The sequence below is a fragment of the Streptomyces sp. NPDC032721 genome (assembly GCF_055579625.1).
The window spans coordinates 73,476-84,742 of the sequence record NZ_JBVIMX010000002.1; the positions used below are offsets into that span (position 1 = coordinate 73,476).

Below are 11,267 nucleotides of genomic sequence, written 5' to 3' on the forward strand. Positions count from 1 at the left end.
CCTTCAACCCCCCTGCTAGTGACGCCCGTTCGGACTCGTACGCCGGATTGCCCACAGGAGGACCCCACCCAGTCCGACCAGGATCCCTGCTGCGGGGAGGACTGCACCGGCCGAGCCCGCACCGGTGTCAGGAAGGCTGCCGCCGCCTCCTCCGCCCCCACCGCCACCGTGCGGCTTGTCGCCCCCGTCGGTGGGTTTGCCGGAGTGGTCGGGCGGGGTCGTGGAAGGGTCCGGGTCCGGAGTGGTCGGGGAGGGGGACGTGGGCGTCGGCGTCGGCGTGGGAGTCGGTGTTGGCGTCGGAGTGGGAGTGGGCGTCGGAGTCGGAGTGGGAGTGGGCGTCGGAGTGGGAGTGGGAGTGGGAGTCGGAGTCGGCGTCGGAGTGGGCGTCGGAGTCGGCTCCGGCACGCAATGCGCGTACACGTCCCCGAGCCGCAGATCCAGCAGCGCCCCCGAGTAGACCGTCCTGCCGCCCTTGTCCTTCAGAACCCCCGTGGCCGTGATGTCCACCCCGGCCCGCGCCATCCCCACCCGCGACGCCGAGGAGCCCGACGGCTCCTGGTACGGCTGGTTGGTGATCGTCACCTGGCTCGTGCCCAGCTCGGCCGGGCGCCCCAGCTGGTCGCCGGTGACGTCCAGGGTGGTCGAGCCGACCGGGATCTCCTGCCCGAACGCCTCGATCCGGCCACCGGCCGTCCTCGCGTACGCGAGCGCGTAGGGCCCCACCGGCGGCGGCACGCACTCGGCGTAGGTGTCCAGGCTGCTCACCGTGCCGCCGGGCGCGGAAGGGGCGCGCGAGAGGCTCAGGAAGACCCGTGCCGGCGCCAGGCGCACCTCCAGCGCGGTCAACTGGCCCTGCGCGTACGCCTTCCCGGACTGGCTGGAGGTCCTGCTGACCTGGGTGCCCCGGACCGTGACGTACCTCAGTACGCCGTCCGGGTCGCTGAAGTCACCGGAGTCGTCGGGAGCGGGCACCCCCTCCGACTGGGCGGTTCCGTAACTCCCCGAGAAGGCCGTGAGCCCCAGCGGATCCACGGTGGGGAACCGGATGCCGATGAGCGTGGCGTCGGCGCCCTGGTCCTGGTGCGGGGCGGCGAGGACCGGTGCCGTGCCCCGCGCCGCAGCCGTCTGGGGCCCGGCACCGCCGAACGGGCTCACGGCCACCGCCGCCGCGATCACGACGGTGGCCGAACCGAGAGCCGTGCGGTGGGCAAAGTGCCTTCTGTCTGAGTGCGTCACGCGGAAATTCGCCCATAAAAATACCTTTTGCGGAACAGGGCGCACCGCGCGGACCGTCACATGGACGAGTGTTCTACTTCTTGCCGCCGCCCAGCACCTGCCCCAGCAGATCGCCGAGCCCACCCCCCGTACCGCCCGCCGGAGCCGTCCCCGCCGCCCCCGCGTTCTTCTGCTGCGTGACCCGCTTGGTCAGCACCGCCAGCACCACCGGCAGGGCGATCTCGATGGCCCGTGTCACCGAGGCCTCCGGCAGTCCGGTCTTCCTGGCGACCGCGCTCGCCACCGGCTTGGCCATCTTGCCGAGCATGCCGGCCATCATGCCGCCGCCCAGCAGTCCGCCCATGCCGCCGCCCAGCGTGGCCACGCCCTGGAGCGGCGGCTCGGACGCCTCGGCGAAGGCCTGCTGCACCTGTTCGGCCTCTTGCGGAGTGGCCGCCTCGGCCCGCTCGGTCAGCCCGCCGGCGAAGGCGGACGCGGTGGAGCTCACGACGTTCTGCGCGCCCGCCGCGTCCGTGCCCAGCACCCCGGCGATCTCGGAGAGCCTGTCGTCGCCGAGCTCGTTGAGTACGTCCTGCTCGAAGGAGTCGTTGTTCATGGCGAAAACGCTACGTCCGTGCCGAAATGTCGGCACCTTGTGGGCGGCCTCCCCGACTCCGCAGAATTTCTTCGTCCGCCCGTACAACCCTCGTCCCCCTTGGCGGGTCATACGTGGCATCAGGGCTTCCGGAGGAGGGGATCCGGGGGGATGCGCGGAAGCCTGAACGGGGAGGGGACGCTGGAGGGCCCGGTCGACGGACCGGGCCCTTTGGCTTGTACCGGTGGCTTGTACGGGTACGGGCCAGGCACGGACGCACCACCGCGGTCCGGGAGTTGTCCACAGGCCGCCCGCGCTGTCGGACCCCGGCGGTAACGTCGGATCATGTCGAGTTCAGGTGGGGCGGCGCCCGGTTTCGCCGTGGTCGAAGGGGTCCTTGAGCGGATCACCTACGCCAACGAGGACACCGGGTACACGGTCGGGCGGGTCGACACCGGGCGCGGGTCCGGGATGGGCGACCTGCTGACGGTGGTCGGCGCGCTGCTCGGGGCGCAGCCGGGGGAGTCCCTGCGGATGGAGGGGCGCTGGGGGTCGCATCCGCAGTACGGCAAGCAGTTCACCGTCGAGAACTACTCCACCGTCCTGCCCGCCACCATCCAGGGCATCCGCCGCTACCTCGGCTCCGGCCTGATCAAGGGCATCGGCCCGGTGATGGCCGACCGGATCACCACCCACTTCGGCGTCGACACCCTCGACATCATCGAGCAGCAGCCGAAGCGGCTCGTCGAGGTGCCCGGGCTCGGGCCCAAGCGGACGAAGATGATCGCCGCCGCCTGGGAGGAGCAGAAGGCGATCAAGGAGGTGATGATCTTCCTCCAGAGTGTCGGGGTGTCCACGTCCATCGCCGTACGGATCTACAAGAAGTACGCGGACGCCGCCATCTCCGTCGTGAAGAACGAGCCCTACCGGCTGGCCGCCGACGTCTGGGGCATCGGCTTCCTGACCGCCGACCGGATCGCCCAGGCCGTCGGCATCCCGCACGACAGCCCGCAGCGGGTCAAGGCCGGGATGCAGTACGCGCTCTCGCAGTCCACCGACCAGGGCCACTGCTTCCTCCCCGAGGAGCAGCTGATCAGCGACTCGGTGAAGCTCCTCCAGGTGGACACCGGGCTGGTCATCGAGTGCCTCGCCGAGCTGGCCGAGGAGCCGGAGGGGGTCGTGCGGGAGCGGGTGCCGGGGCCCGACGGCGGGGAGCCGGTGACGGCCGTCTACCTCGTGCCGTTCCACCGGGCGGAGCTCTCCCTCGCCGGGCAGGTCAACCGGCTGCTGCGGACCGGCGAGGACCGGATGCCGGGCTTCCGGGGCGTCGACTGGGACAAGGCGCTCGGGTGGCTCGCGCAGCGGACCGGGGCCACGCTCGCCCCCGAGCAGGAGGCCGCCGTCAAGCTGGCGCTGACCGAGAAGGTGGCGGTGCTGACCGGCGGTCCCGGCTGCGGCAAGTCGTTCACCGTACGGTCCGTGGTCGAGCTGGCGCGGGCGAAGAAGGCCAAGGTGGTGCTGGCCGCGCCGACCGGGCGGGCGGCGAAGAGGCTGTCCGAGCTGACCGGGGCGGACGCCTCCACCGTGCACCGGCTGCTCGAACTGAAACCGGGCGGCGACGCGGCGTACGACAAGGACCGGCCGCTGGACGCCGATCTGGTGGTGGTCGACGAGGCGTCCATGCTGGACCTGCTGCTCGCCAACAAGCTCGTCAAGGCAGTGGCACCCGGTGCACACCTGCTCCTCGTCGGTGACGTGGACCAGCTGCCGTCCGTGGGCGCGGGGGAGGTGCTGCGCGACCTCCTCGCCGACGGCGGCCCCGTACCGCACGTACGGCTCACCCAGATCTTCCGGCAGGCCCAGCAGTCCGGCGTCGTCACCAACGCGCACCGGATCAACTCCGGGAACCATCCGCTCACCCAGGGGCTCAGCGACTTCTTCCTCTTCGTCGAGGACGACACCGAGGAGGCCGGGCGGCTCACCGTGGACGTGGCGGCGCGGCGCATCCCGCAGAAGTTCGGGCTCGACCCGAGGCGCGACGTCCAGGTGCTGGCCCCCATGCACCGAGGCCCCGCCGGTGCGGGCAACCTCAACGGGCTGCTCCAGCAGGCCATCACCCCTGCCCGCCCCGACCTGCCCGAGAAGCGGTTCGGCGGGCGGACCTTCCGGGTCGGCGACAAGGTCACCCAGATCCGCAACAACTACGAGAAGGGCGCGAACGGCGTCTTCAACGGGACCGTGGGGGTCGTCACCGCGCTCGACGCCGTCGAGCAGACGCTGACCGTGCGCACCGACGAGGACGAGGAGGTCGGGTACGACTTCGACGAGCTGGACGAGCTGGCGCACGCCTACGCCGTCACCATCCACCGCTCCCAGGGGAGTGAATACCCGGCCGTGGTCATCCCGGTCACCACCGGCGCCTGGATGATGCTCCAGCGCAATCTGCTCTACACCGCCGTCACCCGGGCCAAGAAGCTGGTGGTGCTGGTCGGCTCGCGCAAGGCGATCGGGCAGGCCGTGCGGACGGTTTCGGCCGGGCGCCGGTGCACCGCGCTCGACCACCGGCTCGCCGGCAGCACGTACGTACAGATCCCCGCGCAAGCCCAGGGCGGCCATCGGTGGGAAACATCACCTGGGGGTTCCGGAACCGGGGCGAAGGGGGCAGGATGAGCAGGTTGGCGGCACTCAGTGCCGCGAATGGGCCTGTTGGCCGACCCCGAGTGCACTCTGCTGAGCCAAATGGGGGATGGTAGAGACAGTCAGGGCACCTCGAAGAAGAGGCACTACGTCGGTGAGGGATGACGTGAGCGAGAGCGACAACTCTGTAGTACTGCGGTACGGCGATGGCGAGTACACCTACCCGGTGATCGACAGCACCGTCGGCGACACGGGCTTCGACATCGGGAAGCTCAGGGCCCAGACCGGTCTGGTCACCCTCGATAGCGGATACGGCAACACCGCCGCCTACAAATCCGCCATTACCTACCTAGACGGTGAGCAGGGCATCCTGCGCTACCGCGGGTACCCCATCGAGCAGCTTGCCGAGCAGAGCAGTTTCCTGGAGACGGCCTACCTGCTGATCAACGGCGAGCTCCCGAAGGACGACGAGCTGTCGACCTTCAAGAACGAGATCACCCAGCACACGCTGCTGCACGAGGACGTCAAGCGGTTCTTCGACGGCTTCCCGCGCGACGCGCACCCGATGGCGATGCTGTCCTCGGTCGTCTCGGCGCTGTCCACCTTCTACCAGGACAGCCACAACCCGTTCGACGAGCAGCAGCGCCACCTCTCGACGATCCGGCTGCTGGCCAAGCTGCCGACGATCGCCGCGTACGCGTACAAGAAGTCGATCGGCCACCCCTTCGTCTACCCGCGCAACGACCTGGGTTACGTCGAGAACTTCCTGCGGATGACCTTCTCGGTCCCCGCCCAGGAGTACGTGCCGGACCCGGTCGTCGTCTCCGCGCTGGAGAAGCTGCTGATCCTGCACGCGGACCACGAGCAGAACTGCTCGACCTCCACCGTGCGTCTGGTCGGCTCCTCGCAGGCGAACATGTTCGCCTCGATCTCCGCCGGCATCAGCGCCCTGTGGGGCCCGCTGCACGGTGGCGCCAACGCGTCCGTCCTGGAGATGCTCGAAGCGATCCAGGCCGACGGCGGCGACGTCGACGCCTTCATCCAGAAGGTGAAGAACAAGGAGGACGGCGTCCGCCTGATGGGCTTCGGCCACCGGGTGTACAAGTCCTTCGACCCGCGCGCCAAGATCATCAAGGCTGCCGCGCACGACGTCCTCTCGGCCCTCGGCAAGTCCGACGAGCTGCTGGACATCGCGCTCAAGCTGGAGGAGCACGCGCTCTCCGACGAGTACTTCGTCTCGCGCAACCTCTACCCGAACGTGGACTTCTACACGGGTCTGATCTACCGGGCGATGGGCTTCCCCACCGACATGTTCACCGTGCTCTTCGCGATCGGCCGCCTTCCGGGCTGGATCGCGCAGTGGCACGAGATGATCAAGGAGCCGGGTTCGCGCATCGGCCGCCCGCGCCAGATCTACACGGGTGAGGTCCTTCGCGACTTCGTCCCGGTCGAAGAGCGCTGACCGGCCGCCGCTGATCTCCGCCGCTGACCCCCGCCGGTCCCCGGGCCGGGGATCCGGGGGTCGCCCCCGGTGAGCACAGCGAAAAGCGCCCCGCCGCCGATCCCCCCACGGGTCGACGATACGGGGCGCTTTCCTGTTCCCCGGATCGGATTCCCCCCACGGGATCCCAACCGGGCGTCTGTGTGTGCCCTGAACCTGAACTCGTACTGCGGTAGTGCCGGAACTGCTCGTCCTGCCGGTACTGCTGGTCGTGCCGTCCTGCCACCATGGCCGCGGTCCGCCGGGACCCGTACTGACGGGAGGGCCGCTCAAAGCTCCCCGGCATACGTGTCCCGGCCAACGCTTGCCGGGGACGTCCCCCAAGACATCCCACTGGTGAACGTCCCCCAAGACGTTCGTGGCATCGCCTCTTAGACTCGCGACCCCGGCCAATGGTTACCCCATGAACACAGTGATCTACGTCACTTCGCGTATGTCATGTGTTCGTGTACGTCATGTGAAGGTACGTAGCCGAAGGCTGTTTGTCACTACGAAGACGGACGAAAAAGCCATCGCGAATCCGGCGATCATCGGGTTGAGCAGCCCGGCGGCCGCCAGCGGCAGTGCGGCGACGTTGTAGCCGAAGGCCCAGAAGAGGTTTCCCTTGATGGTGGCCAGGGTCCGCCGGGACAGCCGGATCGCGTCGGCGGCCACCCGGAGGTCCCCGCGCACCAGGGTCAGATCCGCGGCCTCGATCGCCGCGTCCGTGCCGGTCCCCATGGCCAGCCCCAGTTCGGCGGTGGCGAGCGCGGCCGCGTCGTTGACCCCGTCGCCGACCATCGCCACCGTGCGGCCCGCCTCCTTCAGCCGGGTGACCACGGCGGCCTTGTCCTCGGGGAGCACCTGCGCGTACACCTCGGCGGGGCCGATGCCGACCTCGGCCGCCACCGCCTCCGCGACCGCCCGGTTGTCCCCGGTCAGCAGCACCGGCGTCAGCCCCAGCGCGCGCAGGCTCCGTACCGCCTCCGCACTGGTGTCCTTCACGGTGTCCGCGACGGTGAGCACCCCGCGCGCCTCGCCGTCCCAGGCGACCACGACGGCGGTACGTCCCCGGGCCTCGGCCGCCGCCTTCGCGTCGGCCAGTGCGGACGGCAGCTCCACGGCCCGGTCGGTGAGCAGCTTCTCCTGCCCCACCCACACCTCACGCCCCTCGACCACACCCGTGACCCCGAGCCCGGGGACGTTCACGAAGTCGGTGACCTCGGGCAGGGAGTCACCGGCTCCCGCCGCGACGGCCCGTGCGATCGGGTGCTCGGACGCGTGTTCCAGCGCCCCTGCCAGCCGCAGCAGTTCGGCCCGGTCCGTCCCGTCGGCGGGCAGCACGTCCGCCAGTTCCATCCGGCCGGTGGTCACCGTCCCCGTCTTGTCGAGTACGACGGTGTCCACCCGCCGCGTCGACTCCAGCACCTCGGGCCCCTTGATCAGGATGCCGAGCTGGGCGCCGCGCCCCGTACCGACCATCAGCGCGGTCGGCGTGGCCAGTCCCAGCGCGCACGGGCAGGCGATGATCAGCACCGCCACGGCGGCCGTGAAGGCGGCGGTCGGGTCGCCGGTGACCAGCAGCCAGGTCACCAGCGTGCCCAGCGCGATCAGCAGCACGACGGGCACGAAGACGGCCGAGATGCGGTCGGCGAGCCGCTGCACCTGGGCCTTGCCGTTCTGCGCGTCCTCCACCATCCGCGCCATCCGCGCCAGCTGGGTGCCGGCGCCGACCGAGGTGGCCTCGACGACGAGCCTGCCGCCCGCGTTCACGGTCGCCCCGGTCACCGGGTCGCCCGGACCGACGTCCACCGGCACCGACTCCCCGGTGAGCATGGACGCGTCCACGGCGGAGCTGCCCTCGACGACCACGCCGTCCGTGGCGACCTTCTCCCCGGGCCGTACGACGAAACGGTCGCCCACACCCAGCTCACGTACCGGAATACGGGCTTCCCGGCCGCCGCGCAGCACCGTCACGTCCTTGACGCCCAGGTCCATCAGGGTCCGCAGCGCGGACCCCGCCCGGCGCTTGGAGCGGGCCTCCAGCCAGCGGCCGAGCAGGATGAACACGGTGACCCCTGCGGCCACTTCGAGATAGACCGTGGACGGCGAACCGGTGCGCGAGACGGTGAAGGAGAAGCCGTGCCGCATCCCCGGCATCCCCGCGTCCCCCAGGAACAGCGCCCACAGCGACCACCCGAAGGCGGCCAGCGTGCCGACCGAGACGAGGGTGTCCATGGTCGCGGCGCCGTGCCGCAGATTGGTCCAGGCGGCCCGGTGGAAGGGCAGCGCACCCCAGACGACGACCGGGGCGGCCAGCGTCAGCGACAGCCACTGCCAGTTGTCGAACTGCAGGGCGGGGACCATCGAGAGCAGGATCACGGGCGCGGCGAGCACGGCGGAGACGGTCAGCCGCTGCCGCAGCGCGGTCAGTTCGAGATCGGCCGGCTCCCCGGCGTCCGCCGCCCCGGGCGCCTGCTCGGGCGGCGCAGGCTCCTCAGCCGTGTACCCCGTCTTCTCGACGGTCGCGATGAGGTCCGCGACCCTGACCGCCCCTTCGTCGTACGCGACCCTCGCCTTCTCGGTCGCGTAGTTGACGGTGGCGGCGACGCCCTCCATCCGGTTGAGCTTCTTCTCGATGCGGGCCGCGCAGGAGGCGCAGGTCATCCCGCCGATGCTCAGCTCGACATGGCCGTCGAGGACGGGGGGTCCAGCGGGTTCGGCGGCTGGACCGGGGGCGGGTGCGGGGTCGGAGGTGGCGCTGTTCATTCGGGGAGGCTCCAGGGAACACCGGGAAAACGGACCGGGCCGTACCCGACCAGTATGGGCAACCGGCGGATACGGCCCGAAACGCGGCGGTACGGCAGGTCAGACGGTGCCGACCAGCTCGTAGCCCGCCTCGTCGACGGCGGCGCGCACCGCCTCCTCGTCCAGCGGGGCGGCCGAGACGACGGTGACCAGACCGGTCGAGGCGACCGCCTTGACCGACTCGACACCGGCGATCTCGGAGACCTCGCCGGAGATGGCGCCCTCGCAGTGCCCGCAGGTCATGCCCTTCACCTGGTACACGGTGGTGACGGCGCCCACCTGCACGTCGGCCGCACCGGTCGAACCGCAGTTGCCGGTGGGGGAGCAGCAGGAGCCGGAGGCCTCGGTGGTCTCGTCGGCGGCGGGGGTCTGGGTGTCAGCGGACATGGTGGGTGCTCCTCTTCGAAGACTTCGCGTGGCGTACTGGCCGGCCGTACAGACAGGGCATCGCACGGGGCGGTCATGGTGCGCAGGGCCGTTCACGGGACTGCCGTGACTCCCTGACACACCACACACTATACCCCTAGGGGGTATCAAATTCAGTTCCCCCGACGCTCTTCCCCGGCAACGCACCCCTCGCTGGGTTAAATATCCCGTATGTCACATACGGGGACGCTCATCCTGATCATGGCCATCGCGGTGCTCGCACCCCTCCTCGCGTACTCGCTCGGCCGCTGGCTGCCGGTGCCGCTCGTCATCTTCGAGATCCTGCTCGGCATCCTCATCGGACCCGACGTCCTGGACTGGGCCCACTCGGACGCCGTCATCGACGCGCTCTCGGAGCTCGGCCTGGCGATGCTGATCTTCCTGGCGGGGTACGAGATCGAGTTCGGCAAGGTCCGCGGCGACACGCTGACACGGTCCATCTGGTCCTGGCTGATCGCGCTGGGCCTGGGCCTCGGCCTCGGCACCCTGCTCGCGAACCTCGGCGACGACGGCGGCTTCAGCAAGGGCGTCTTCATCGGCACCGCCCTGACCAGCACCGCACTGGGCACCGTCCTGCCCGTCCTGCGCGACTCCGGCGAACTCGGCGGCCGGTTCGGCACCGTGATGATGGCCTTCGGCTCCGTCGGCGAGTTCGGGCCGATCATCGCGATGGCCCTGCTGCTCAGCGGACGCAGCGCCTGGCAGTCCACGGCACTGCTCGCCGCCTTCGCCGTACTGACGGCGGCCGCGGTGTTCTGGGCGCTGCGCCCCAAGCCGCCGTGGTTCGCCCGCATCATCGCCAAGACCCTGCACACCAGCGGCCAGTTCGCGGTCCGCCTGGTGGTGCTGCTGCTCGCGCTGATGCTGGGGGCCTCCCAGGTGCTCGGCCTGGACGTGCTGCTCGGCGCGTTCGCCGCCGGACTGATCACCCGGCTGGTGCTGAACGGGGCCGCCCCCGGCAGCAGCGAGGAAATCCTCGGCAAGGTCGAGGCGATGGGCTTCGGCTTCCTGGTGCCGGTGTTCTTCGTGGTCACCGGCATCGAGTTCGATCTGCGCTCGCTGCTGGACGGGGGCCGGGCGCTGCTCCTGCTGCCGGTCTTCCTCGCCCTGTTCGTCGTCGTACGGGGACTGCCGGTGTACGCCCTCGCGCCGCGCGACCTGGCCCGCAGGGACCGCACCGCCCTGATGCTCTTCAGCTCCACCGCGCTGCCGCTGATCGTCGCCATCACCACCATCGGCCTCGACGACGAGGTCCTCGTCGCGAGCGAGGCGGCGGCCCTGGTCGGGGCGGGCATGGTCTCGGTCCTGCTCTTCCCGCTGCTGGCGCTGAAGTGCCGCTCGGGCAGCGGGGAGACGCCGGGCCCGGGGAGGCTGGAAGCGGAGTCGTGGTGACGGACCGGGCGCGACGACCCGGCGTGCGTACGACACGGCGCGGCTACGAAGCGGGGCCCCGGACCGGCGGCCGGATCGCGGCCGGCCGGGGGCGGGGCCCTGTGGCGTCGAACGGTGCGGGGGCGGGCGCGGGGCCGGGCGCCGGCCCCCGGTCCTGCTTCCTGGTGCCTGCTCCCTAGTCCCTGCGGCCTCTGTTGCCGGGACGGTTCGCCACCCAGCGCCGGATCGTGTCCGCGTACCAGTAGGGCTTGCCGCTCTCCACGTGGTCCGGAGCGGGCAGCAGCCCGTGCTTGCGATACGAGCGCACGGTGTCCGTCTGCACCTGGATGTGCGCGGCGATCTCCTTGTACGACCAGAGCTTGCGGTCCGTCATCTGTGCACCTCCCTGCGAAGGCCGCAGCCACGGCCGGGGGGCCGTCGGGGGAGCTGCGGCGTTCGCTGGCGATCACTCAGCCTCTGCCCCGTGAACGACGCTCAGTGAGGGAGAGGTTGGGGCTGTGGTGCGCCTGTGACGGAAGACCCGCGTAATGGCGACATGTGTGACGGGAGGTGCACTTACATGACGGAAGTGGTGCAAGGGAAGGACGGGACACACCGGGCGGGGGGGGGGGGGGGGGGGGGGGTGGGAGTGGGGGGGGGGGGGGGGGAGGGGGGGGGGGGGGGGTGGGGGGGGGGGGGGGGGGGGTTTTTTTTGTTCCCCCCCACAGCAGGAGA

8 protein-coding genes are annotated in these 11,267 nt (G+C 70.6%); 3 read left to right on the forward strand and 5 right to left on the reverse strand.

Annotated features, from left to right (window positions below; genetic code table 11):
* Window positions 1–15 precede the first annotated feature (15 nt).
* Together ACZ5PB_RS06615 and ACZ5PB_RS06620 are read right to left on the reverse strand one after the other, a co-directional pair.
* Window positions 16–1,236 (reverse strand): LPXTG cell wall anchor domain-containing protein, encoded by a 1,221-nt coding sequence (locus ACZ5PB_RS06615; RefSeq protein ID WP_468688401.1) that lies wholly within the window; start codon window positions 1,234–1,236, stop codon window positions 16–18.
* 73 nt (window positions 1,237–1,309) lie between these two features.
* Window positions 1,310–1,831, reverse strand: a complete 522-nt coding sequence (locus ACZ5PB_RS06620; RefSeq protein WP_468688404.1) for a DUF937 domain-containing protein — start codon at window positions 1,829–1,831, stop codon at window positions 1,310–1,312.
* 324 nt (window positions 1,832–2,155) lie between these two features.
* On the opposite strand from ACZ5PB_RS06620, the gene recD2 reads away from it, so the two are divergent.
* Entirely contained in the window at window positions 2,156–4,480 is a 2,325-nt protein-coding gene (recD2, locus tag ACZ5PB_RS06625; protein WP_468688405.1) for an SF1B family DNA helicase RecD2, read from the forward strand.
* 133 nt (window positions 4,481–4,613) lie between these two features.
* Complete coding sequence (locus ACZ5PB_RS06630; protein ID WP_468688407.1) at window positions 4,614–5,909, forward strand: citrate synthase; 1,296 nt, start codon at window positions 4,614–4,616, stop codon at window positions 5,907–5,909.
* Between the two features lie 492 nt (window positions 5,910–6,401).
* On the opposite strand, the gene ACZ5PB_RS06635 is transcribed toward ACZ5PB_RS06630, so the two are convergent.
* Both ACZ5PB_RS06635 and ACZ5PB_RS06640 read right to left on the reverse strand, forming a co-directional pair.
* The gene (locus ACZ5PB_RS06635; protein ID WP_468688410.1) at window positions 6,402–8,696 is read right to left on the reverse strand and encodes a heavy metal translocating P-type ATPase; all 2,295 of its coding nucleotides are present in this window, start codon (window positions 8,694–8,696) and stop codon (window positions 6,402–6,404) included.
* 99 nt (window positions 8,697–8,795) lie between these two features.
* A complete protein-coding gene (locus ACZ5PB_RS06640) occupies window positions 8,796–9,122 on the reverse strand; it encodes a heavy-metal-associated domain-containing protein (protein ID WP_468688411.1) in 327 nt (108 codons plus the stop codon).
* Window positions 9,123–9,332: 210 nt separating this feature from the next.
* On the opposite strand from ACZ5PB_RS06640, the gene ACZ5PB_RS06645 reads away from it, so the two are divergent.
* The gene (locus ACZ5PB_RS06645; protein ID WP_468688412.1) at window positions 9,333–10,553 is read left to right on the forward strand and encodes a cation:proton antiporter; all 1,221 of its coding nucleotides are present in this window, start codon (window positions 9,333–9,335) and stop codon (window positions 10,551–10,553) included.
* A 175-nt stretch (window positions 10,554–10,728) separates the two neighbouring features.
* On the opposite strand, the gene ACZ5PB_RS06650 is transcribed toward ACZ5PB_RS06645, so the two are convergent.
* Window positions 10,729–10,926, reverse strand: coding sequence for a helix-turn-helix transcriptional regulator (locus ACZ5PB_RS06650; RefSeq protein ID WP_468688414.1), 198 nt, complete (start codon window positions 10,924–10,926; stop codon window positions 10,729–10,731).
* Window positions 10,927–11,267 lie beyond the last annotated feature (341 nt).

Coding starts and splice junctions, on each gene's coding strand:
- ACZ5PB_RS06620 (WP_468688404.1), bottom strand. CDS start 1,831: ATGAACAACGACTCCTTCGAGCAGGACGTACTCAACGAGCTCGGCGAC.
- recD2 (WP_468688405.1), top strand. CDS start 2,156: ATGTCGAGTTCAGGTGGGGCGGCGCCCGGTTTCGCCGTGGTCGAAGGG.
- ACZ5PB_RS06635 (WP_468688410.1), bottom strand. CDS start 8,696: ATGAACAGCGCCACCTCCGACCCCGCACCCGCCCCCGGTCCAGCCGCC.
- ACZ5PB_RS06640 (WP_468688411.1), bottom strand. CDS start 9,122: ATGTCCGCTGACACCCAGACCCCCGCCGCCGACGAGACCACCGAGGCC.
- ACZ5PB_RS06645 (WP_468688412.1), top strand. CDS start 9,333: ATGTCACATACGGGGACGCTCATCCTGATCATGGCCATCGCGGTGCTC.
- ACZ5PB_RS06650 (WP_468688414.1), bottom strand. CDS start 10,926: ATGACGGACCGCAAGCTCTGGTCGTACAAGGAGATCGCCGCGCACATC.